The sequence below is a fragment of the Asticcacaulis sp. AC460 genome (genome assembly GCF_000495795.1).
Lineage (GTDB): Bacteria > Pseudomonadota > Alphaproteobacteria > Caulobacterales > Caulobacteraceae > Asticcacaulis.
This window is the reverse complement of sequence record NZ_AWGD01000002.1, coordinates 1-23,349: the sequence shown is the minus strand read 5'-3', so window position 1 is coordinate 23,349 and position 23,349 is coordinate 1. Positions and strand designations below refer to the sequence as shown.

At 64.1% G+C, this 23,349-nt stretch carries 21 protein-coding genes; 9 read left to right on the top strand and 12 right to left on the bottom strand.

What is annotated here, in order from left to right:
* Positions 1-154: 154 nt before the first annotated feature.
* Both ABAC460_RS26185 and ABAC460_RS26180 read left to right on the top strand, forming a co-directional pair.
* Positions 155-1,879 carry a type I secretion system permease/ATPase gene (locus tag ABAC460_RS26185; protein ID WP_023451524.1) on the top strand — a complete coding sequence of 575 codons (1,725 nt, stop codon included), beginning with the start codon at positions 155-157 and terminating at the stop codon, positions 1,877-1,879.
* A 1-nt stretch (position 1,880) separates the two neighbouring features.
* A complete protein-coding gene (locus ABAC460_RS26180) occupies positions 1,881-3,287 on the top strand; it encodes an HlyD family type I secretion periplasmic adaptor subunit (RefSeq protein WP_023451523.1) in 1,407 nt (468 codons plus the stop codon).
* 98 nt (positions 3,288-3,385) lie between these two features.
* Here ABAC460_RS26180 and ABAC460_RS26175 read toward each other — a convergent pair whose 3' ends face one another.
* Complete coding sequence (locus tag ABAC460_RS26175; RefSeq protein WP_023451522.1) at positions 3,386-4,228, bottom strand: DeoR/GlpR family DNA-binding transcription regulator; 843 nt, start codon at positions 4,226-4,228, stop codon at positions 3,386-3,388.
* Between the two features lie 173 nt (positions 4,229-4,401).
* Complete coding sequence (locus ABAC460_RS26170) at positions 4,402-5,787, bottom strand: FGGY-family carbohydrate kinase (protein WP_023451521.1); 1,386 nt, start codon at positions 5,785-5,787, stop codon at positions 4,402-4,404.
* A 419-nt stretch (positions 5,788-6,206) separates the two neighbouring features.
* Here ABAC460_RS26170 and ABAC460_RS26165 point away from each other — a divergent pair, with 419 nt between their 5' ends.
* Positions 6,207-8,273, top strand: a complete 2,067-nt coding sequence (locus ABAC460_RS26165; protein ID WP_031236232.1) for a bifunctional rhamnulose-1-phosphate aldolase/short-chain dehydrogenase — start codon at positions 6,207-6,209, stop codon at positions 8,271-8,273.
* 136 nt (positions 8,274-8,409) lie between these two features.
* Here the strand turns inward: ABAC460_RS26165 and ABAC460_RS26160 are convergent, their stop codons facing one another.
* From ABAC460_RS26160 to ABAC460_RS26155, 3 genes are all read right to left on the bottom strand, one after another.
* Positions 8,410-8,757 carry a DMT family protein gene (locus ABAC460_RS26160; RefSeq protein WP_023451519.1) on the bottom strand — a complete coding sequence of 116 codons (348 nt, stop codon included), beginning with the start codon at positions 8,755-8,757 and terminating at the stop codon, positions 8,410-8,412.
* A gap of 52 nt (positions 8,758-8,809) precedes the next feature.
* A complete protein-coding gene (locus ABAC460_RS0124045; RefSeq protein ID WP_023451518.1) occupies positions 8,810-9,418 on the bottom strand; it encodes a response regulator in 609 nt (202 codons plus the stop codon).
* 166 nt (positions 9,419-9,584) lie between these two features.
* Complete coding sequence (locus tag ABAC460_RS26155; RefSeq protein ID WP_023451517.1) at positions 9,585-11,285, bottom strand: hypothetical protein; 1,701 nt, start codon at positions 11,283-11,285, stop codon at positions 9,585-9,587.
* A gap of 211 nt (positions 11,286-11,496) precedes the next feature.
* Between ABAC460_RS26155 and ruvC the strand changes: the two genes are divergently transcribed.
* The 3 genes from ruvC to ruvB are packed head-to-tail and all read left to right on the top strand — an operon-like array spanning position 11,497 to position 13,729.
* Complete coding sequence (gene ruvC, locus ABAC460_RS0124040) at positions 11,497-12,090, top strand: crossover junction endodeoxyribonuclease RuvC (protein ID WP_235075742.1); 594 nt, start codon at positions 11,497-11,499, stop codon at positions 12,088-12,090.
* The gene (gene ruvA, locus ABAC460_RS26150) at positions 12,087-12,692 is read left to right on the top strand and encodes a Holliday junction branch migration protein RuvA (protein WP_023451515.1); all 606 of its coding nucleotides are present in this window, start codon (positions 12,087-12,089) and stop codon (positions 12,690-12,692) included. Before ruvC ends, ruvA begins: the two co-directional genes overlap by 4 nt.
* Positions 12,693-12,694: 2 nt before the next feature.
* On the top strand, positions 12,695-13,729 hold the full coding sequence (gene ruvB / locus ABAC460_RS26145) for a Holliday junction branch migration DNA helicase RuvB (RefSeq protein ID WP_031236227.1): 1,035 nt from the start codon (positions 12,695-12,697) through the stop codon (positions 13,727-13,729).
* Here ruvB and ABAC460_RS26140 read toward each other — a convergent pair whose 3' ends face one another.
* The 4 genes from ABAC460_RS26140 to ABAC460_RS26125 form a co-directional block, all read right to left on the bottom strand.
* Positions 13,730-14,161, bottom strand: coding sequence for a DoxX family protein (locus ABAC460_RS26140; protein WP_023451513.1), 432 nt, complete (start codon positions 14,159-14,161; stop codon positions 13,730-13,732).
* Complete coding sequence (locus ABAC460_RS48030; RefSeq protein WP_023451512.1) at positions 14,158-14,886, bottom strand: HvfC/BufC N-terminal domain-containing protein; 729 nt, start codon at positions 14,884-14,886, stop codon at positions 14,158-14,160. Before ABAC460_RS48030 ends, ABAC460_RS26140 begins: the two co-directional genes overlap by 4 nt.
* A complete protein-coding gene (gene bufB / locus ABAC460_RS26130) occupies positions 14,879-15,703 on the bottom strand; it encodes an MNIO family bufferin maturase (RefSeq protein WP_031236225.1) in 825 nt (274 codons plus the stop codon). Before bufB ends, ABAC460_RS48030 begins: the two co-directional genes overlap by 8 nt.
* 137 nt (positions 15,704-15,840) lie before the next feature.
* Positions 15,841-16,104 carry a BufA1 family periplasmic bufferin-type metallophore gene (locus ABAC460_RS26125; RefSeq protein WP_023451510.1) on the bottom strand — a complete coding sequence of 88 codons (264 nt, stop codon included), beginning with the start codon at positions 16,102-16,104 and terminating at the stop codon, positions 15,841-15,843.
* A 189-nt stretch (positions 16,105-16,293) separates the two neighbouring features.
* Here ABAC460_RS26125 and ABAC460_RS26120 point away from each other — a divergent pair, with 189 nt between their 5' ends.
* The gene (locus ABAC460_RS26120; RefSeq protein WP_023451509.1) at positions 16,294-16,836 is read left to right on the top strand and encodes a sigma-70 family RNA polymerase sigma factor; all 543 of its coding nucleotides are present in this window, start codon (positions 16,294-16,296) and stop codon (positions 16,834-16,836) included.
* The gene (locus tag ABAC460_RS26115; protein ID WP_023451508.1) at positions 16,829-17,467 is read left to right on the top strand and encodes an NrsF family protein; all 639 of its coding nucleotides are present in this window, start codon (positions 16,829-16,831) and stop codon (positions 17,465-17,467) included. The genes ABAC460_RS26120 and ABAC460_RS26115 overlap by 8 nt, the downstream gene beginning before the upstream one ends.
* A 58-nt stretch (positions 17,468-17,525) precedes the next feature.
* Here ABAC460_RS26115 and ABAC460_RS26110 read toward each other — a convergent pair whose 3' ends face one another.
* The 3 genes from ABAC460_RS26110 to ABAC460_RS26100 all read right to left on the bottom strand — a co-directional run bounded on the left by ABAC460_RS26110 (position 17,526) and on the right by ABAC460_RS26100 (position 21,354).
* Positions 17,526-18,029 (bottom strand): hypothetical protein, encoded by a 504-nt coding sequence (locus ABAC460_RS26110; protein WP_023451507.1) that lies wholly within the window; start codon positions 18,027-18,029, stop codon positions 17,526-17,528.
* Positions 18,030-18,300: 271 nt separating this feature from the next.
* Positions 18,301-19,536, bottom strand: a complete 1,236-nt coding sequence (locus ABAC460_RS26105) for an ROK family transcriptional regulator (protein WP_023451505.1) — start codon at positions 19,534-19,536, stop codon at positions 18,301-18,303.
* Positions 19,537-19,857: 321 nt separating this feature from the next.
* Positions 19,858-21,354, bottom strand: a complete 1,497-nt coding sequence (locus ABAC460_RS26100) for a TolB family protein (RefSeq protein ID WP_023451504.1) — start codon at positions 21,352-21,354, stop codon at positions 19,858-19,860.
* Between the two features lie 253 nt (positions 21,355-21,607).
* Here ABAC460_RS26100 and ABAC460_RS51100 point away from each other — a divergent pair.
* The coding region (locus tag ABAC460_RS51100) for a calcium-binding protein (RefSeq protein WP_023451503.1) at positions 21,608-23,349 on the top strand (1,742 nt) is incomplete at its 3' end.

Below are 23,349 nucleotides of genomic sequence, written 5' to 3'. Positions count from 1 at the left end.
TTTTAAAGGCTACAGCCTTCACGCGAAAGCTTGCGCTGCGCCGGCAAATTCAGGTATGGCGATTGGGGAAATATCCCGCTATTTTTAATCATACTCACCTGATATAACGGCCGCCATGATTTCAGCTCTCTCCCGACTCAAGATCAGCTCCGTCATGGCGGACGCGATCAAGCAATCCCGCCCGCACTTTATCAATGCCGCGGTGTTCAGCTTCTTCATCAACATGCTCAGCCTGGCGCCGACGCTTTACATGCTGCAGGTCTATGGCCGCGTAGTGTCGACCGGGAGCATGACGACCCTGGTCTACATTACCATGATGCTGATCGCGTCGCTGGTCGCCCTGTCGTTTCTGGACAGCGTGCGGTCGCGCCTGCTGATGCGGTCGGGGATGCGCCTGGACAAGGTCCTGGTCGGCAATGTGCTGAACCATCTCTATGCCCGGATCGGCAATGGCCGTCAGGCGACCAATGCCGCCCTGCTGCGTGAATTCGACACCTTCAAACAGACCCTGTCGGGCCAGGGCATGGTCGCCCTGTTCGACCTGCCGTGGATATTCCTGTTTGTCGGACTGTGCTTCATCCTGCACCCGGTCCTGGGCTGGATGACGGTCGGCGGCGGCGTCCTGCTGGGCATCATCACCTGGCTGAGCGAGCGCGCCTCTTACCGCTATATCACCCAGGCCGCCGAGAACATGCAGAAGGCCTATGCCCGCCAGGAAGCCACAACCCAGCGCGCTGACGTCGTCCGCGCTCTGGGCATGCGCCGCGCCCTGGTCAACCAGCAGCTCGATGAACGCCATTCGGCCCTGGACGACCAGATCAAGGCCAATCTGAGCGTCGGCGGCTACGCCACGACCTCGAAATTCCTGCGCCAGCTGCTGCAGTCGATCTCGCTGGGCGTCGGCGCCTATCTGGCGGTTAAACAGGAAATCTCGGCCGGCGCCATCTTCGCCGCGTCGCTGCTGATGGCGCGCGCCCTGATGCCGATGGAACAGGTCATTTCCAACTGGCGCAGCCTGATTCGCGGCTACAACGCCTTCCGCACCGTCGACAAGGCCCTGAGCGAAGACGCCAGCAAGACCGTGACCAGCCTGCCGCGTCCAAAGGCGGTGCTGGAGGTCGAGGGCCTCAGCATCGTCCATTCGGAGCAGAAGGCCTACATCCTGCAAAACATCACTTTCCGGGTCGGTCCGGGCGAGATGCTGGGCATTGCCGGGGTCTCCGGCGCCGGCAAGTCGACCCTGGCCCGCGTCCTGGTCGGCTGTGACGGCTACGAGATCGGCACGATCCGTGTCGACGGCGCCGAACGCAAGGATTGGGATCCCGAAGTCCTGGCCAAGTATATGGGCTACCTGCCCCAGGACCCGACCCTGTTCCCGGGTTCGGTCCGCGACAATATCTGCCGTTTCGAAACCGGAAATTCCGACGAAATCGACGAACTGGTCATCACCGCCGCCAAGCTGGCCGGTGTCCACGACATGGTCCTGCAACTGTCCAACGGTTACAACACCGTGCTGAACATGAACGGCCAGGGGCTGTCCGGCGGTCAGGCGCAACGTGTCGCCCTGGCGCGGGCTCTGTACCGCGACCCGCCGATTCTGGTGCTGGACGAACCCAATGCCTATCAGGACCAGGCCGGCGAAATCGCCCTGATCAACGCCATGAACGGTGTCTGCGCCCGTGGCGGCGCCGTCATCGTCATCGCCCACCGCGCCATGGTCCTGGACCGTGTGACCCGTCTGATGATGCTGGCCAACGGCCGAGTCGCCTTCCTCGGCACGCCGGCGCAATACGCCGAAGCCATGAAGAAACAACAAGCTTCCAACGCCGCGCCGCCGACAAGCCTGGCGCCGATTACCGGCGGAAAGGCCGCCAACTGACATGCCCGATAGCACCCATTTCGACACTGCCGCCCCGTCCCCTGAAGCCAAGACTCCGCCGTCCGGTGGCGGCATCGGCGCCCTTCTGGGTGTGACCGGCGCCAACGGTTCGGACGACCCGCGTAACGACATCCGTTTCGGTCTGCTGGTCGTCTTTATCTTCTTCGGCGTCCTGCTGGGCTGGGCGACCTTTGCCCGCGTCGACGCCGCCGTCTATGCCAGCGGCCAGATCGCCGTCATCGGCAACCGCCAGGAAGTCTCCCATAAGGAAGGCGGCATCATCGCCGCCCTGCACGTCAAGGAAGGCGACATGGTCCGCAAGGGCCAGGAGCTGATCACGATGTCGGGCGACGAAACCGAGGCCAATGCCAACGCCCTGATGGCTCAGTATATCGACCTGAAGACGCGCGAGGCGCGCCTGTTGGCCGAGCAGGGCCAGCGCGGCGGCTTCGCCGAACCGGTCGAGTTCGCCGACTTGCCGGAAGCCTTCCGTCCCGTGATCGATGAGTCGATGAACCTGCAACGCCAGACCATGGCGTCGAACCGCACCTTCCTCGCGTCGCAGATGTCGGTCTTGCAACAGCGCGTCGCCCAAAGCGAACAGCAGATCATCGGCAACCAGGAGCAGATGACCTCCAACCAGACCCGTCAGGCCCTGACCAAGGACGAACTGAAAGGGGTCGAGGACCTGAATGCCCGCGGCTACGCGCCGACCACTCGGGTGCGCGCCCTGCAGGAATCGATCGCCGGCATGGAAGGCGAATATGGCGCCCTGAAAGCCCAGGTCGCCGCTGCCAACGCCCAAATCGGCGAAACCCAGATGCAATCCGTCGGCATCCGCAAGCAGTATCTCGACAATGTCATGGCCGACCTGAACGACACCCAGGGCCGCCTGAAGACCATGGAACCGCAACTGGTCGCGGCGCGCGCCGCCTATGACCGCCTGCATATCCGCGCCACGGCCACGGGCAAGGTGATGGGCCTGCAGGTCTTCACCGTCGGCGGCGTCGTCCAGCCGGGCCAGAAGTTGCTGGACATCGTTCCGGAAGCCACGCCGCTGGTCATCCAGGTGATGGTGCCGGCCAAGAACGGCAACGACATTCATCCGGGCCAGGTCGCCCAGGTGCGTTTCGTCTCGCTGCACGAACGTAACTCGCCGATCCTGGAAGGCAAGGTCCTGGACGTGTCGGGCGACAGCTTCACCGATAAGGAAGGCCACAACACCTTCTATACGGCGCGGGTTCAGATCTCGCCGGAAACCCTGGCGACCTTGTCGCGAATGGGCACGGAAAAGCTGAAGCCGGGCCTGCCGGTGGAAGTGGTGGTGCCGATGCGCGAGCGCACGGTGCTGCAGTACATCCTGGAACCGCTGAACCAGTCGCTGTGGAAGACCTTCCGCGAAACCTGAGGCCAGGTCACATCAGACAAAAAATCCCGGATGGTTCCATCCGGGATTTTTTTATGCCGCCGAGAAGACCAGACCGGCCGGACAGTTCTCAGGAAGACTCAACGCGGCAAAGGCACCGGCGTATTGCGGTCTTCGGCCGTGCGTTCGGCGATGCGGACATCGATCCCGGCATCGCGCAGCCACTTGACCGCATCCGGCGCAATCCCGTCATCGGTGATCAGCACGTCGATCTTGTTCAACGGACATACGGCCAGCGACCCGGACGCATTGATCTTGCTCGAATCGGCCAGCACGATGATCTCGCTGGCGCGCTCCATCAGCCGACGCTCCGACTGGACCAGCAGACCGTCCGTCTGCAGCAAACCGTTGCGCGTGATCGCCTGGCAGCCGATGAACATCCGCGCCGCCGTGAAATGCTGCAGGATGCCGTCCTCATACGGGTTCAGAATAATGCTTTGTTCGCGGAAAAACTCACCGCCGGGCAGGGTCACCTTGACCTTCGGCCGGGCGATCAGGCCCTGCAGGATGGCGATCGAGGTGGTCAACACATGATAGGGCTCGTTCGGCATCATCGACGCCATTGTGTAGGTCGTGGTGCCGCCATCGATGATCATCGACAGGCCTGGCGTCAGGAACTCCAAAGCCGTGCGGGCGATGGCGCGCTTGGATGCGGCATTGCTTATGACGGTATCCAGGAAGCCCGGCTGGCCCTGAAGGCCCTCGCTGCGGCGTTCGTCCGAAGCCTGCTTGTAGGCCTTGCTCTCCGCGCGCATGGCGCCGCCGCGCACCCGCAGCAGATAACCCAGGCCGTCCAGTTCGTTGAGATCGCGGCGGATGGTGGCCGGCGACACCCCCAGACGCTCGGTCAGTTCGTCCACCGAGGTCACGCGATCCGGGCTCAGCTCGTCGATAATCCGCTTCCAGCGATCCTGAAAATGCATGCGTTCTCGTACCTCTTGCGCGAATCGTCACCGCGCGATGATCGATAATGATCGATCTATACGAAGGTTCCAGAGATTTGTCGATACAGCCTCGCGCCGAAAAGTGGCCAGACAATTTCCTGGGCACTTTTCGGCCAAGAAACGTATATTGGCGTGAGGCGTCAAAAAAGAATTTATGCAGCCAGTTCCGCTGACACCCGTCCGCGCCACAGTTCGCGATAACGGCGAATGTCGTCGCGCAGCACCGGCGCCACCACCTGTCGGATGCGGGCGCGCGGGGCGGGACTGTCGTAGAAGGCCAGGCGCGCCGCCCCCAGGGTCACGGCGTTGCGGTTATCCTCGACCACGACCTGTCCGGGACGCAGGGCGGCGATCAGACCGCACAGCAACGGGTTGCCGGCAGCTGGACCTTCTATGAGCACCTGGTCCGAGGCCCGGACCAGGTCCAGGCAGGCCGAGGTCATCAGGGCGACATACAACAGTCCGATGGCGGCCTTTTCCCGAGCGGTTTCACCGCTCACCGGCACCTCCCCGTTCAGGCCGGGACAGACGCCGGGCGTATCGAGAAACACCGGCAGGGCGGCGGTGCCTTTGCGCATCACGGCGCGCAGGGCGGCTTCGTCGACCGTGGTCCCGTTGCCGACGATGCTGTCATAGACGCGACCGCCCATGAAGCGGGCGCACGGCACCGGCCGGCCGTAGACATCGACATTGGCCAGGCAGTCGCGCTGCGGCACCAGGTCTTCAGGCGAGGCGCCGGGCGCCATGGCGATGTACCAGGTCCCGGTGGACAACAGGGCCGGTGAGTCGTCGCTGTCGACAATGACGCTGGCCAGGGCTGCATTGGTGTCGTGGGCGCCGACGCAGACCTTGACCGACGGTGGCAGGCCTGCCGCCTGGGCCAGGTCGCCGCGCAGGGTGGCGACGGGCTCCCAGGCGGGGTGCATGGGGGGAAACAGTTCGGCCCAGCCCTGCTTGACGGCCAGGGACGAGAAATCCTTGCGCTCGGGGCACCATAGGTCGGTGTGGCAACCCATGGAGGTGACTTCGTTGCACAGGGCGCCTGTCAGCCGCCACACCCAGTACTGCGGATAGTTGAGGATCCAGCGCACCCGGGCGAACAGGGTCGGCGCGCGGCGCGAATGCCAGAAGATCTGGCAGCCCAGGTTGAGGCCCAGCGGCAGGGACGGCGACTGGGTTTCGTCAAAACCGGGGCGGATGCGGCCGTAGGCGCGGACATATTCCCCCGGCACGGCGGATTCGTAGTCCTGGACGGGCTGGACCAGTCTATGGTCCTCGTCCAGAAAGGCGCAGGTGGCGCCATGGGTCACGGGAATGATGCGGTCGATGGCGTAGTGGCTGCCCAGATCCCGCAGTTGCTCCATCAGCCAGTCATGCAGGGCGTCGACGTCGAACGCCCTGTAAAGCGGGGTATCGACATGCGGCGTGGCGCGCCGGCGTTCGATCCATATCCGTCCGTCGCTGTCGACGACGCTGACCTTGGCGAAGGTCTTGCCGACATCGAATACGACGCACTTGCCCTGATGCTTTTTTGGCATGTTTTCCCGTTCAACCCTGTGCCGAAGTCGTTGCGGGCAAACCCGTCAACGCCTCGTGCTTTTTCTTTATTTGTATGACTATATCCCACGCCGGGCGCAAATCAAGCCTTTGTGACACCGGTGACATGGAAGCGCGGCGGGTGTTGCCGAATAATGACGATTTCGTTGCAGCGGAGAATCGCATTCGCGCTGTCTTGCGGTCAGGGCTTCGGACAACTTTCGGCAAATTGTGCGTCTTTTGATCGAAATTGACGCTCATTCTCAAATATACGCGATTGATCTCATAATGTGGCAATACAAAGCGCCGAATGGTGATCATTTACGATTGATTGTAATCGTTTGGGATTGTATTTAGAAAGGTACGATTGATAACAAAGTACAGGTTGGGGTTTCGAATGGGCGTGTCGCAGGTGACACCGATGGAGGTCCGTACGCAGGACGGCGCGGTGTGGGACGATGCTCACCATGCAACCCTGACGCCGCCGCAAAGCCTGCTCTATCGCTCCAACCTGCTGGGCCGTGATGCGACCGTCACCAATTTCGGCGGCGGCAACACCTCGGCCAAGATCATCCAGCCTGACCCGCTGACCGGTGAACCGGTCGAGGTCCTGTGGGTCAAGGGGTCGGGCGGTGATCTCGGTTCGATGAAGCTGGACGGTTTCTCGACCCTGTATCTCGACCGGGCGCGCGGCCTCGAAAAGCGCTATCGCGGCCTGGTCCACGAAGACGAGATGGTCGACCTGCTGCCCCATTGCGGCTTCGGCCTCAATCCGCGTCCGGCCAGCATCGACACGCCGCTGCATGCCTTCCTGCCCCATGCCCATGTCGATCACCTGCATCCCGATGCCGTCATCGCCATCGCCGCGGCGCACGACTCTGAACGCCTGACGCACCTGATCTATGGCGACAGTGTCGGCTGGATCGGCTGGCAGCGTCCGGGTTTCGACATGGGCCTGCGCATCCGCGACGCTGCCGCGGCCAACCCGCACTGGCGCGGCATGGTCATGGCCGGCCACGGCCTGATCTGCTGGGGCGATACGTCGGAGGCCTGTTATCGCAACAGTCTCGACCTGATCCGCCGCGCCAGGGACTTCATCGATGTTCGCGCCGCCGGCAGGCCGACCTTTGGCGGCGTCAAGATCCGTCCCCACACGCCGGCCGACCGTTCCGCCCTGTTCGCCCGCCTGACCCCGGCCCTGCGCGCCAAACTCAGCGCCGACCGGCTTAAACTGGTTCATGTCGACGACAGCCCCGCCGTGCTCGACTTCGTCTGTTCCCACGATCTCGACCGCCTGGCGGCGCTGGGCACCTCCTGCCCCGACCACTTCCTGCGCACCAAGATCCGGCCGCTGGTCCTGGCCGCCGATGCCGATGGCGCCGCCATCGATGCGGCGCTGGACGCCTACCGCGAGGGCTACCGGGCCTATTACGACCGCTGCCGGCGCCCCGACAGCCCTCCGGTCCGTGACGCCAATCCGGTCGTGGTCCTGATACCGGGCCACGGCATGATCACCTTCGCCGCCGATAAGGCCACGGCGCGCATTGCCGCCGAATACTATACCAACGCCATCCAGGTGATGCGCGGCGCCGAAGCGCTCGACCGCTATACCGCCCTGCCGGAACAGGAAGCCTTCGACATCGAATACTGGCAACTGGAGGAGGCCAAGCTTAAGCGCCAGCCCAAGCCCGGCCTGTTTGCCGGCCAGGTCGCCTATATCACCGGCGCGGCCGGCGGTATCGGCCGCGCCATCGCCGAAGCTGTCCTGCAACGCGGTGGGCATGTCGTCCTCACCGACATCGACGGTGGCCGGCTTGAAGCCCTGCGCGCCGATCTCAGCGCGGCCCATTCCGCCGATCGCGTTCGCGCTTACGAGGCCGACGTCACCAACGAAGCCGCCGTGCTGGACTCCTTTACCTATGCCGCGACCCAATTCGGCGGGGTCGACCTGTTCGTTGCCAATGCCGGCATCGCCTCGGCCGCAGCGATCGAAGACACCTCGCTGGACCTGTGGCGGCGCAATTTCGCGGTCCTGAGTGATGGCTATTTCCTGGCCGTACGCGAAGCCTTCAAGGCGATGAAACCACTGGGCGGCTCGATCGTCTTCGTTGGCTCGAAAAACGCCCTGGCGCCGTCGGTCAATGCCTCGGCCTATTCCTCGGCCAAGGCGGCGGAGCTGCACCTGGCGCGCTGCCTGGCGGTCGAAGGCGCGCCGCATGGCATCCGGGTCAATGTCGTCAATCCGGACGCCGTCATCCGCGGTTCGCAGATATGGAACGGCGCCTGGCGGGCCGAACGCGCGGCGGCCTATAACCTGGACGACGCCGAGCTCGAGGATTTCTACCGCAACCGCAGCCTGCTGAAACGTTCGGTCTTCCCCGAGGACGTGGCGGAAGCGGTGATCTTCCTGGCCTCGCCGGCGGCGTCGAAGTCGACCGGCAATATTCTGAACGTCGACGGCGGCAATGCCATGGCGTTTACACGCTGATCGCTACCTGGTTTTCAACGACGGATCGCCGATCCCCATGTCATGCAATACTATTTCGTCGCCGGCCATTCGCCGCTTCGACTCCTGTGTCGCCTGGTCGACCACCAAGTTCGCCACCCGGCGCACTGTATTCTGATCATGGCTTGTAGAACACGAAGCCCGCACCGCAGGCGATCAGCGTGAACCCGACCGCGGTCTGCCATTTCAGCGCTTCGCCGAGATATAGCCACGAAAACAGCACGAACACGACCAGGGTAATGACCTCCTGGATGGTCTTGAGCTGCGCCGCCGAAAAGGTGCCGTAGCCGATCCGGTTGGCCGGCACCATCAGGCAGTATTCGAAAAAGGCGATGCCCCACGACACCAGGATCACCACCCAAAGCTTTTCCATCTTGAACTTGAGATGGCCGTACCAGGCAAACGTCATGAAGATGTTGGACGCAACCAGCAGCAGGATCGTGGACAGGGCGGGGGATATGGGCATGACGCCACGCTTGAAATGAATCGCTTAAGAAACGGTATTCAGACCCCGCTTATCAGGCCCTGAGTTTGCTCGCCTGGTCGCGGATCGCCTGGTTCAGCCGTTCCAGCTCCGCCGCCAGTCGTGCCACGCCGGGCTGAGCCGCCTGGTCCAGCAATGTGTGCAGCAGCCGCGTCATGCCGTCTTCATACAGGCTGATGATCTCATCCTGGGCGCGGACCAACTGACGCAGCGACCTGGCCTTGGCGCGGATGCGGTCTTCCTCGCGCGCGCTGCGCAGGATGTAGGCCAGCTTGTAGGACAGCACCTTCCAGTTCAGCGGCTTCTGGGCAAAGGCCGTCGCGCCGGCGGCATAGGCGCGGTCGATGGCCTTCATATCGTCGCGGCCGGTGATGACCACGATCGGCAGATCGCACAAATCCTCATCGCCGCGCACCTGGCGGATCAGCTCAAAGCCATCCATGACCGGCATGTCGAGATCGACCAGCACCAGGTCGATGCCGCCCTGGCGCAGGCGCGCCAACCCTTCGCCGCCATGACAGGCCAGTTCGATGGTGACTTTTTGGCTGGAGAGCTGGGCATGGGCGAATTCGCGCAGGATGGGATCGTCGTCGATCACCAGCAACTGCGCCGCTTCAAGCCAGGCCTGACCTTCAGCTTCCATGAAACAACGCCACTCCGGTACGAACTCTTTCCGTACCCGTCATAGCGTGCAATCGATTAAGATCGCTCTAATTTTAGCTCAAACGCAGCCGCGCGCTGTTGGCCCAAATGAGCCAAACTCATCCGTGCTTATACCGCCTACGCCCCGAACCGGCATTTCTCTGTTCTCAGGCGCCGAACCGGCTGGCATCTTTCGCGGCGTTGTCGGCCATGGCCTTCAGCCCCGGATGTTCCGGCTTCAGCGCCGACAGGTCGGCGAACACCTTGTGAGCCTTCTTGTACAGCGGCCCGGCCAGATCGAAGGCGCCCAGCATTTCGCGCGCCTGGGCCAACCGCGCCAGGGTGATGGCGTGCGAGGAGCGGGCGGCTATGTCGTCGGGCTTCAGATAGGCTGTGGTTTCGTGCAGCCGGGTCAGTTCTTCCAGCGCTTCGGCGCCGGCGGCGACATTGCCGGCCTTCATCTGCAACTCGGCATAGGGCGTCAGCAATTCCGTGCGGACGGCCGGATCGCTGATGACGCCAAGGGCGCGCTCGATCACCGGCGGCAGCTTGGCGGCCTCGCCGGCCATCTGGTAGCGGCGAGTCAGATACAGGTGGATGTTGGCGTCGGACGGATCCAGTTCGGACACCCGGGCATAGGCGGTCATGGCCCGGCTGTCGTCGCGGCCCATATGCAGGGCGCCGTAGACGCGCCACAGTTCAGCGGCGGCCGACGCGTGGCCGTCCTGGGCCAGGGCGTCGGCATGGACCTGCAGCGCGCTGGCGGCGGCGCTGAGATCGCCTGAAGCGATCAGGTCGAAGATACGGCGGCTGTGGGCGTCGCGGTCATAATAGAGATGCGATACGCGAACGCTCAGCTCATCGGCGGCGATGGCGCGGGTGGCGTCCGGCCACACCGACAGGGCAGTCTGGACAGCCTGGCGAATCTCGGCCTCGCCATTGACCACGGGCGCCGTTACGTCTTCGGCCGGGGCGGCATCGATAAAGCGCATGGCCGACGAAATGACGGCATGGATGTCGCTTTGCGGCGCCGGACGTGGCGCCGCGGTCGGCTCAGCCAGCAGGGCGGCCTCGACGGGATCCGGCAGGGTCTCGACGACCATCTCCGCGACCGGCTGGGCCGGTACGGCGATGTCGGGGCGAATCGGAATGACCTTGGCGCCTTCGCCTTCCGGCGCCGCGCGGACAACGTGCAGGCCGTGGGCTTCGGACAGGGCGGCATTGGGGTCGAAGCCCGGCGCAGCGGCGGGCGTCTGGCTCAGAAAGGAATCCGAGGCATTGTCATGGAAGATGGCCGGCTCCAGGGACGGCATCTCGGCCACATGAACCTCCGCGAACAGCGGCGCGGTGACCACCTCTTCCTCGACCGCCGCAGCCGAAACGGCGTTCAGGCGATGGGCGTCGAACTTCAGGCTGCCGCGGGTGTCGCGCTGCGGCATGACGGTCAGGCCTTCGGAGGTCGGAACGTTGAGGTCTTCGCGCGCGTCGGGGACATAGGACGGCATTTCGACGGCAGCGGCAGGCGCGGCCACAACGGGGGCCGCCACGGGCGCTTCGCGGCGCGACGTCTTTTCAGGACGCGGCGCCTTTTCGGCCTTGATCTTCTTCGGCCCGGAGAACAGCCGCAGTACCATACCCAGCAGACCGATGACGGCGAACACGGCGGCGCAGGCAAAGATACCACCCCACACCTTTTCGGCGCGGACCCACAGGAACCAGTCGTCCGGGCGGTTGGTCAGGATCGGCGCTTCACCGCGCATGGCGGCCAGGGCGCACACCACCAGCGCCGTGATAACCAGGGCGACAAAGGGTGTCATCTTCGGTTTCGCCGGAGGATAGGCCTCCAGGGTCGAATTCGTGCTGCTCATTCAGGCCCCCGTTACTGTAACCTTCATAAAACCTTAACCCCAGCTTTGGCGTTATGGCAATCTTAACTTCTTCATCCCGTCCCGGAATGGTGAAATAAGGCGGCCGCCGCGACTGTTGTGCAACTTTTCGGCCAAACGGTGTTTTATGCCTTCCGGCGACTTTTTTGTAAAACTTGCTGACACTTTCGCCAAATGTGGCTAAATCGAACATATGATGAACAGAGTTAGAATTCTCGGTCTTGACCCCGGCCTGCGCCGGCTGGGCTGGGGCGTGATCGATGCCGAAGGCGCGCGCCTGTCGTGGGTGGCGCATGGCGTCATCGCACCGCCCCAGGACGACGACCTGGCCGTACGGCTACTCAACCTGTTCGAAGGCGTGACCGCGGTCATCGCGCAATGGCAGCCCGACGAGTCGGCTATCGAGGAAACCTTCGTCAATATGAACCCGTCCTCGACCCTGAAGTTGGGCCATGCCCGGGCGGCGGCGATGCTGGCGCCGGCGAAGGCCGGGTTGCCAGTGGCGGAATATGCCGCGCTCGATATCAAGAAGTCGGTGGTCGGGGCCGGTCGTGCCGAAAAGGACCAGGTTCTGTTCATGATCAAACGCCTGCTGCCGATGGCCGGTAAGTCGGAAGCCGGATTGCCGGCCGATGCCGCCGACGCCCTGGCCTGCGCCGTCACCCATGCCCACAAGCGCAAGATGAACGGTTTGAAACAGACGCTGGCCTTGACCGCGCGGAGCGCTCCTGGCGCCGAACTGCGCTCAAGGAGCGAAGCGTTAGCGCACAAAAGAGCTTCGTCATGATCGGACGTCTGCGCGGACCTCTGCTCGAAGCCGGCGATGAAGACGCGCTCGTTGAAGCCGGCGGGGTCGGTTACATCGTCCGCTGCGGCGTGCGGACCCTGGCGGCCATGCCGAAACCCGACACCGAAGTCATTCTCCACATCGAAAGCCAGACGCGCGAGGACGGCACGCGGCTGTACGGCTTTCTCAACAAGGACGAGCGCCAGGCCTTCCAGGCGTTGCTGACCGTCCAGGGCGTCGGTCCCAAGGCGGCGCTGGCCGTGCTCGATGTACTGACGCCGGGGCAACTGGCCCAGGCGGTGGCCCATGACGACAAGGCCTCGGTCGGGCGCGCCAACGGGGTCGGACCGAAACTGGCCCTGCGCATCGTGGTCGAACTCAAGGGCAAGGCCCTGACCACGGCGACCTTCGAGCCCCTAACGCTGAAACCGGCCGAACCGTTGAAAGCCTCGGTCAATGGTGAAAGCGTCGCCGCTCTGATCGGGCTCGGCATCTCGGAAACCCAGGCCCGCCTGGCCGTCGAGGCGGCGATACAGACCCTGGGCGCTGATGCCGCTCTGCCGGCAGTCATTCGTACCGCACTGAAAAATCTGGGTAAGTGAGTATGGCAAGATTAGTGTCGGGCGAATCCGAGGGCGATTACGAGGAAAAGGCTCAGGACCGCGCCTTGCGGCCCCAGACCTTCGACGATTTTGTCGGCCAGGCGCCGCTGAAGGCCAATCTCAAGGTCTTTGTCGATGCCGCCGCGCAACGCCGCGAAGCCCTCGACCACGTCCTGTTCTACGGCCCACCGGGCCTGGGCAAGACCACCCTGGCCCAGATCGTCGCGCGCGAACTGGGGGTCGGCTTCCGCGCCACCTCGGGCCCCGTCCTGGCCAAGGCCGGCGACCTGGCCGCCATCCTGTCGAACCTGGAACCCAACGACGTCCTGTTCATCGATGAAATCCACCGCCTCAACCCGGCGGTCGAGGAAATCCTCTATCCGGCCATGGAAGACTATGTCCTGGACCTGATTATCGGCGACGGGCCGGCAGCGCGCACCGTGCGTATCGACCTGGCGCCCTTCACCCTGGTCGGGGCCACGACGCGGGCGGGCCTGCTGTCGACGCCGCTGCGCGATCGGTTCGGGATTCCGTTGCGGCTGGAATTCTATACGCCGGAAGAACTCGTCCGCGTGGTTATGGGCACCGGGCGCAAGATGGGCGCCGTCCTGTCGGAAGACGGCGCGCTGGAGATCGCCTCGCGCTCACGCGGTACGCCCCGGGTGGCCGGGCGGCTGCTGCGGCGGGTGCGCGACTTTGCGACGGCCGATGGCACGGCTTTGATCGACAAGAAGGCCGCCGGCAAGGCCCTGGCGCGGCTGGAGGTTGATCCGGTCGGCCTTGACCATTCCGACCGGCGCTACCTGAAGGCGCTGATCGAGAACTACGGCGGCGGGCCGGTGGGGCTGGAAACCCTGTCAGCGGCGATCGCCGAGGCCCGGGACGCGGTCGAGGACATGATCGAACCCTACCTGTTGCAGCAGGGCTTTATCCAGCGCACCCAGCGCGGTCGCATGGCGTGCGCGCGGGCCTATCTGCACCTGGGCCTGACCCCACCGGCAACGCCGACCGCTTCGGGCGACCTGTTCGAGAGCTGATCAGCGCTTGCGCCCCAGCCAATGATCCACGCTGAACAGCCCGCCGCCATTGGCGACGATGGCGAAGCTGAGCAGGAGCAGGAAGTAGTTCTCTGCATAGTCCGGATAGACAAACAGCGTGACCACCAGGGTCATGACGAACAACCCCGCCGCCGCAAACCGGCTCAACAGGCCCAGGACCAGCAAGACCGGCAGGCTCAACTCGGCCGTCGTCGCCATGGCCGCGGCCAGTTCCGGCGGCAGGACCGGCACCTTGTACTCGTCGGCGAAGAGCGCCACGGTCGTCGACCAGCTCTGGATCTTGGTCAGGCCGGCGAAAAAGAAGAACTGCGCCAGATAGATGCGGATGGCCAGAAGCGACAGGCCTTTCAGCCAGCCTAGGCCGAGCAGGCGGGTTTCGAACTGATTATAGGCGGTCAGAAGGGCGGTCATGACAAGGTCTCCGGGGCAATAACGAACAGTCCATGCTGCACCAGCCGCGCAAGCAGCGTCTGCAGCAAGGAAAGATCGTCGGGGGTGGGATTGAGGTGGTCGAGTACGGTCATTAGCGACTGTTCGCGAACCACCAGACGAAGGAACTCGGCCTCGAGCGGGGCCAGGCACAGGTGCAAAATTTCGTCGTCGGGGGCGCGTCCGATCAGGGCGTCGCAGACCAGGCTGCGCACTGCGGGCGGGGCTTCACCGGCCAGGGCGGCGGCGTAGGCCGCCTTGATATCATGATCGAGCTGAACCAGCTGCACCGACGGATGCAGGCTCACGCACGCGTCCGGATCCAACAATGCCTCGAAGCCGCAGGCTTGCGCATCGTCGGCGCAACCGGCCCGGTGCAGCGCCCACTCATAGCGCGCCAGGGCCGGCAGCCAGGTCACCGGCATGTGCGGATGCCGCGTCAGAAAGCCGGCAAACTCTTCGCCATAGCGGTTACGGTCGCCATGAAGCTGGGGATGGCCGTGGATGTAGTCGCGGGCGAAGGCCCGAAACGCCTCTTCGCCCAAAACCGCCTTTGCCGCCGGATAGACGTCTTCGAGGCAGGCGATCAGACCCAGGAACCAGGTGTCGTGATGGACGCGTAAACCTGGATGCTCGGGCGCTTTTACCGCCGTCACGGCGTCCAGGAAATCGCGCTGAAAATCGCTTAGGGAACGGGTGTCAAACATGGGCCGGCACCTTCGCACGGTGGTCGGCACGGGCGGCCTCGCCCAGCAAGACATCAAGCGGCGGAATATCGCTGTCCCACTCGATCAGGGTCGGTCGGTGTCCGAACTGCGCAAGCGCGCGGTCGTACAGCGACCATACCTCCGCACAGACAGTAGCGCCATGCGTATCCAGCAGCAGGTCGCCCGACCGGATATGACCGGCGAGGTGATATTGCCGCACCGCCTGGGGATCCCGGAGTTCCTTCAGATACACTAGGGGATCGTGGCCGAGATTATGGGCGCTGACGAAAATATTGTTCAGGTCCAGCAGCAGGCCGCAGCCGGTCCGCTGCGCCAGCAGCGATAGGAATTCCGGTTCGTCATAGTCCAGCCCGTCAAAAGCAACATAGTTGGACGGGTTCTCGATCAACACCTGCTGGCCTATAAGTTGTTGAAATTCATCGATATGCTGCGCAAAAACCGTGAGCGCTTCATGGGTGAACGGCACCGGCAGCAGGTCGGGCACGGCGACATGGCTGTAGGCCGACCAGCTTAAGTGTTCCGACACCAGGATGGGATCGAAACGCTTCACCAGGGCCGCCACCTGGCGCAGATGATCCTTGTCGAGACCGTCGGCCCGGCCCAGCGACAGGCCGACGCCATGAAAGGACAGGGGATATGTCTCACGCAGCCGCTCCAGGGTTTTCAGCCGGGCGCCACCGCCGAAATAGTTTTCGGTATGGACTTCGAGAAACCCGACCGCCGGGCATTGTTCAACGATCTGCGCCACGTGCGGTGCGCGCAGGCCCATACCGGCAGGGAGGGAAGAAGGGGGCATGGCTTAGCTTTTTCTGATACCTCCCCGCGCCTCTTTGCGGGGGGAGGGGGACCATGAGCGCAGCGAAATGGTGGTGGGGCGACTTGCTGTCATTTCCGCAAATACAGGCGTCTCAAGCAAAGCCGCCCCGAAGGTGCTTAGCTGACGACCTTGCCGCCGGCCAGCTTGGCGCAGGTGCCGGTCGGCAGATAGACCCATTCGGCCGGATCACGGTCGGCCTTGGCCTGGCCGGCGCAGGAATGGGCCTTGGTGGCGCAGTCGTTCATGCGCGCCTTGGCGACGCCGGCGCACTTTTCGAAGCCTTCCTTGGCCGAGGCGGTGCTGGCGACCAGGGCGGCGCCACCGACCAGGGCAGCCAGGGCGGCGGTAACTTGCAGGACGCGAATGGGGGACGTGGACATGGGGTGGTTTCCTCAGACAGGGTTGCGGGAATGCAGCAGCGCATCCTGGCTGAGAGTTACGCAGGCCGGATACAGCCGGTTACATCGCGGTGGTGGAAATTTTCGCTGGCCTGATGCCGCCGGTGCAGATTACAAGCGCTGAACAGGCGATCGTTCGAAAAACGATCCGGCGGTGTAACCTGATCGGTCATGAACACGTATAACTCGGATGAATGGCAGGGGTGGATGCGTGCGGCGCTGAACGGCGACGCAGGCCTTTACCGCAAGCTGCTGGCCGCCCTTCGGCCGTGGCTCCTGTCCTATTTCCGCCGCCGTCTGCACGGCGGCGATTGTGAAGACCTGGTACAGATGACCCTGTTGAGTTTACATGAAAAGCGCCACACCTACGACGTTACCGCGCCCTTCATGCCGTGGATCGCGGCGATCGCGCGCAACAAGCTGATCGACTATGTCCGCAAGGCCGGCCGCCATGTCCATGTCGAGCTGGACGAGGCCATGGGCGTCGACGACGGCCTGCGGCCCGACCTGGCGGCGCGCGACGTCAAGGTGCTGCTGGGGCAACTCCCCAAGGATCAGGCGCGGATCATCAGCCTGCACAAGCTGAATGAGCTGAGCGTCGAGGAAACCGCCGCCGCCACGGGTAAGTCTGCCTCCGCGGTCAAGGTCATCGTCCATCGTGGCCTGAAAAAGCTGCAGGGCCTTGTCGGGATCAAGGGAGGCGCCGATGAGTGACACCCTGATCGACGACCTGACCAAGGATCTCAAGCCCGTCAAACCGTTGCGCAACTGGCCGATGTGGCTGGGCGCCGGTGTCGGCTTCCTCCTGGCCGCCGCCTATGTCATCGGCTTCTACGGCCTGCGTCCTGAACTGGCCGGCGCGCCGATGAAATTCATGGCGGTGGGCAAGCCGCTGCTGTTCCTGGTCACCGGCGCCAGCGCCCTGTGGGCCGTATCGGGCCTGGCACGGCCGGAAGGCTGGCTGAAATGGCGCCATGTGCTGCCGATCGCGGTCATGCTGGTCCTGGTCACCGGCGCGCTGGGGCTGGATATCGGCCGCTCCGGCATGGCGGCCGTGGCCGACGGACTGAATGGCGGCATGCGGCTGTGCTACATCACCATCCTCTGCGGCGGCGCCGCCGGGCTGGTCGCGTTGTGGCGACTGTGGCTGCGCCGCACGGCGACCTCCCATCCGGTGACTCTGGGCGCCATGGCCGGGCTGGCGGTCGGATCCTTCATGGCGGCGGCCTATTCGCTTCACTGCACCATGGACGCGCCGGTCTATATCCTGGCGGTCTACGGCCTGTCCGTGGCGATCCTGACGGCGGCGGCCGCCCTCATCGGCGGGAAACTGCTGCGCTGGTAGTCAATTTTGGACGCCTCACGTTTATCCAAAAAGTGGCAATCCACTTTTTGGCGCGAGGCTAACCCAAACGCCGCGGCCATAACAGCCACGCGACATAGCCCATCCACACCAGGACGCAGCCCCCGGCCATGGCCAAATCCAATCGCGGCAGCAGGGCCAGCGGCCGCAAATGGTGTGCCCAGAAGGCCCAGGCCAGGCCCAGCGTAAAGACGCAGAACCCGAGATAGGCGTTCTGCGACGACCGCCGCCCTTTGGCCTCGGGGGGATCATACGGATCCATATGGCGCGGTGCCAGATAGTAGAAATAGACCGCCTGCTGGGCGACGGCGACCAGGGCGGCATAGAGCGCCAGGTCCGTCCGGAACAGGGTCAGCAGCCCGCTCAGCGCGATCACCAACGCCCCCGCGGTCAGATAGGCGGTCTGATAGCGCGGCCAGAACGGTCGTTGTTTGCCCTCGACTGCGTCCAGGGCGACATCCATAAACTCATACCGCATCAGCAGCCGCGCGGCATACAGCCCGGTCACGAGGTAAAACACAGCGGCAATATACAGTAACAGCATACAGGCTACGGATAACGAATATCCGCGACTGTAGCGAATGACAAATACTGAGAGGTTGGCCTTAGAGCGCATCCCAAAAAGTGTGACGCACTTTTTGGATTAAGATGCGCGTAAAAACAAAAACTTAGAGCGCCGATCCGATTCTACCGGATCGAAACGCGCTCTAAGGCTTAAAAAGCCCACTCCGATCCGGCATTGAACGCACTCCAGGCGCCGCCCAGTGCGACCATCAGGCCCAGAATCACGAATATCAAAAGGCGCGGCCGTTTCATCAGTTGGTCTTCATCAAGGCTTCGCGGATCGGCAGGAAGCGGTCATTGAACGGCAGGATCCCCGCACCGCGCGCCGCGGCGTCCTCGGCCAGCTCGGCGCGCTTGACCGGCGCGATGCTCTTGATGCGGTCGCTCATGCCCTGCATGCGCTGGTTCAGCCGTGTGCACAGCTGCTCGATAAACCGCGCCGGCATGCGGCCACCGATAAAGTGCGCCTCGGGATTGATGGCGCAGTTCATCACCAGCAGCGGCTCGAACAGCAGGTCGGCGGCGCGGTCCAGCCACGCCTCGACCCTGGCCAGACCCAGCGACGGCAGGTTATCGAGATCCTCCGGCGTGGCGACCTGGAAGCCGGCCTTGCGCAGGTATTCGTACAGCGCATATAGCGACACCATGTCTTCCAGGGCGCGGGTCTGGCCGTTTTCGTCCTTCACCGGCAAGAATCCGATTTCGCCCGACCGGCCGTCGGCGCCGCGGTAATAGTGGCCGTCGATGACCAGTCCGCCGCCCAGGCCCGCCGAGATGATGGTGTAGATGAAACTGCGCGTCTGCAGGCCGTGGCCGAACTGCATTTCGCCGATCGAGGCGGCGGCGGCGTCGTTTTCGACATATACGGGCACCGGGACGGGCAGGGCGTCGGCGACCAGCGAGGCGACGTCGACGGTCGACCAGGCTTCGTAAGCATCCGGCCGGTTGGAAACCGGCACCCGGCCCAGATCGTCGGGAATGCCGATGCCGATGCCGATCAGCCGCTCGATATCGATCGCCCGGCTGGCAACGATCTTGTCGACCTCGGCCTTGAAGAAGGCGATGACGTCCTGGGGCATGGCGAAGTGAACCTCGCGGCATACCCGGGCGCGGACCTGGCCGACGAAATCCAGCGCCACGATGGCGATATGGTCGCGGTCGATGTTCAGCCCGATGGAAAAGGCGCCGTCGGGATTGACGACCAGCTTGGTCGCCGGCTGGCCGCGGCCGCCCAACTGGCGTCCGGCCTTCAGGATCATGCCGTCATTGAGCAGGCGCTTGGTGATATTGGCGATGGCGGGCGCAGTCAGCCCTGTCAGGTCGGCAATTTCGGCGCGGGTGATCGGGGCGCCGGCAGCGCGTACGGCCTGCAGCGTCACGCGCTGGTTATGGTCGCCGGCCCGTTCGAGATTGGTGCCGGACAGCGAATCGCCAAGGGCATGGACGCGCGGCTCCGCGCGGTGCGAGCCGTTCCGTTCATCAGCCATCTACGCCCCCTCCTGGGGAAGTCTTTCCGCCCCCTTGCGGGGGTTATTGTCATCATGCGGGTCTTTTGCCCGCTGGGTTCTTTGGCGGTTCCGCCCGACCATTCCTGTCCCGGCAGCGCATGTCGCCATCCCTAGCTATAGGTCCTATCGCGTGAAAAGGTAAGATAAATCTCTGGCGGTTGAAAATCTTATTCGACCAGCGCTTCCGTAAAAACAAAGGTCTCAACCTTTTTCTGGCTTTCGCCGGCGGTTAGAAAACGGCGCACGGAAATCCCCCAAGGTAAGAGCCTTACCTAAACCCCTTGCGCCGTCTTGCGTCAATCACCCCTTCGGACGGTAGCTGACGAAGGCGATCTTCTTGCTGTCGGGCGACCACGACGGCACATTGATCGTGCCCTGGCCGCCGAACAGCTTCGCCAGCACGACCGGCTCGCCGCCTGCCGCCGGCATCAGCTTCAGCACCACATCCTTGTTGGCCGGGTGATCGCCGACCGCGACATCGGTGCCGAACGCGATAAAGGCGATCCACTTACCGTCGGGCGACGGATGCGGGAACCAGTCGCGGCTGCCGTCGCCGAAGCTCAATTGCTCGGCGCCGCTGCCGTCGGCCTTCATCCGCCAGATCTTCATATTGCCGCTGCGCACCGAGTTGAAATAGATCCACTGGCCGTCGGGCGAATATTCCGATCCGTCGTCCAGCCCCGGCGTGGTGGTCAGCCGCGTCTCCGCTCCGCCCTCGACCGGGATGGTGTAGACGTCGTAATCGCCGCCGCGGTTGGCGATATAGGCCAGGGTCTTGCCGTCCGGCGACCAACCGTGCCAGTAGGACGGCCCATTCGGCGTGACCAGGCGCGGTTCACCGCCCGCCGCCGGCAGGATATGGATGCGCGACTGGTTGTCGGGCTGGGTCTGGTCGCTGACCACGATCCATTGGCCGTCCGGCGAGAAGCCGTGGTCGTTGTTCATCTTGCTGAGCGCACCGGTTTCCCGCTGTTCCGGTGTCCCGCCGGCAACAGGCAGGGTGAACAGGTGTCCGCCGGAATTGTACAGCAGGTACGACCCGTCATGCGACCAGTTCGGCGCCTCGATATGGCCGGTGGTATGCCAGACGATGGTGCGGTTGTGGTTGCTGATCTCCAGCGTTTCCAGGGTGCTCTCGACCGGGGTCTGCGGCGTCGGCGCCGGTTGGGCCGCCAGGGCGCCCAGCTCGACGTGGGAAAACACCGCCGTCTCGCTGACGGCGTTGTTGTGCGCGCTCAGCGCCAGGCCTGCGAAATAGCTGCCCTCCAGCGGCAAACGGACGCCCCCGCCGACATAGCGCGTCTGACCATCGGCGCCGGACAGCGACATCCAGGCATAGCCGTTGCGGTATTCCAGCTTGACCCGGGTGGCGCCCTTCTGGTTGGCGGTCACCTGATGGGTTTCCCCGCCCTGGGTCTCACGGAACTGCAGCGACACCAGCCCGTCGCCATGGACCATGATGTCGATATAGGGGCTGCCGGCGTCCAGGCTCTGGCGCAGCATGACGCCCGCCTTGCGGTGGGGATCGACGCCCTGGCCCTCAAACTTGACATCGGCGGCGATGACGACGTCACCGGAGACCGGATTGGCGGCATAATGAAAGGCGTCAACGGCGCCCCAGATATTGGCTCCGCTGGCCGTCAGAGTGTAGCTGCCGTCCTTGAACACGGCCTTGCCTGGGATGGCTGTGGCGCCGATATCGAGGTGTTTTGCGAAGGTTCCCAGGGCATCTCCGGCGAAGGCCGGCGCAGCAAACAGGGTCAGGACGGCCGCAGCCGTCGCAGCTTGGAATTTCATGACTGTCTTCTCCCACACGATTGCCGCGATCTTGCACGCCACGGCTATTGTAATCGATTACGAAGGTTAACAGATGCAAACTCGGTAGGGAAGGGCTCTTCGCGTGACCGGCCGGACAATCTCGCGCCAGAGACGAATATGGCGCCGAATCCCGAGAACCGCGTTCGAATCCGGCTTCCCTCTACGGCAGGACTGACATAGTCTGCCGCCGCCTTAACTTATAAACACACCTGACCAGCCCCGGGGGGAAGCCATGATCAAACTGTCCGCCACGCGTGATGACCTGAACCTGTCCGCCCTCCAGGCGCTGCCCCAGCCCGACTCCGTCGTCTTCCTCGGCACCCCTGGCAATGACACCTTTAGCGGCTCGGAATCGGCTGATGCCCTGTCCGGCAATGACGGTAACGACTTCCTGTCCGGTGGTGGCGGCGACGATGAAATCTTCGGCAATGCCGGTCATGACCGTCTCGACGGTGGCGACGGCAACGACCAGGTCTGGGGCGGCGCCGGCAACGACGTCATCACCGATGCCGCCGGCGGCGGCTACCTGTCCGGTGATGACGGCAACGACACGGTCATCGGCGGCAGCGGCAACCACAATGTCTGGGGCGGCGCCGGTGACGACAGTCTGATCGGCGGCGGTGGCGACGATACCCTGAATGGCGGTGACAGCCTCAATCCGGATGCCGGCCACGACACCCTGTTCGGCGGCGACGGCAACGACGTCCTGCTGACCGGCGGCGGCATTGACAGCTTCGATGGTGGCGCCGGCGACGATGCCCTGGTGTGGCGCCGCACCGATACGGTGGCCGGTGCCTATGACGGTGGCGACGGCACCGACACCTTCCGGTACGAATCCGGCGACATCTTCGGGACTGTCTCCGGCTTTGAAGTCCTGGATGGCGGCGCCAACGAGGTCCGCGCCACGACCGGCTTCATTTCCGGTTTCGCCACGGTCGCGGGCACACGCTTCCTGCTGACCGACGGCGGTTCGCTCAACCTGTCCGCCATCGCCAACGGCATCCAGGTGACGGCCGGCGGCGGCGCTGTGGCCATCACCTCCGGCGCCGGTAACGACAGCCTGTTCGGCGGCAGCGGCGCCGACAGCCTGACCGGTGGTGCGGGCGACGACGCCTATCACGTCGGCGAAGGCGATTGGGTCAGCGAAGCCGAAGGTGGCGGCAGCGATACCGTTTTCACCGCCCTCAGCTACGTCCTGGGTGACAACCTGGAGCGCCTGGTCCAGGGCGGCAGCGACCATGTCACCGCCACCGGCAACGGGCTGAACAACACGATCGAAAGCAACAGCGGCAATAACTGGCTGGACGGCGGCGCGGGGGCGGATACCCTCAGCGGCGGCCTGGGCGACGACACCTATGTCGTCGACAATGTCGCGGACCAGGTGGCCGAAGCCGCCGATGGCGGCAGCGACACCATCCTGGCGTCGGTCAGCTATACCCTGTCGGCCGGAGTCGAAAATCTGACCCTGACCGGTGAAGCCTCCCTCGACGGTACCGGCAACGCGTCGGCCAACATCGTCACCGGCACCGCGGGCCATAACCGTCTGGATGGTGGCGCCGGCGGCGATATCCTGGCGGGCGGCCTGGGTGACGATACCTATGTCGTCGACGCCGTCGACCTGGTTGTCGAGGCCGAAGGCGGTGGCACGGACCTCGTGCTGTCTTCGGTTTCCTATACCCTGGTGGCAAACGCCGAAAACCTGATCCTGACGGGCGACACCAATCTCAACGGCGCGGGCAACGACCTGGCCAATCGCCTCACCGGCAACAGCGCCGGCAACAGCCTGGACGGCGGCGCGGGCGCGGACAGCCTGGACGGTGGCGCCGGTGCCGACACCCTGGCCGGCGGCCTGGGCGACGACACCTTCATCGTCGACGGCGCGGACCTGGTCGTGGAGGCCGAGGGCGGCGGCACGGACCTCGTGCTGTCTTCGGATTCCTATACCCTGGTGGCGAACGTCGAGCACCTGACCCT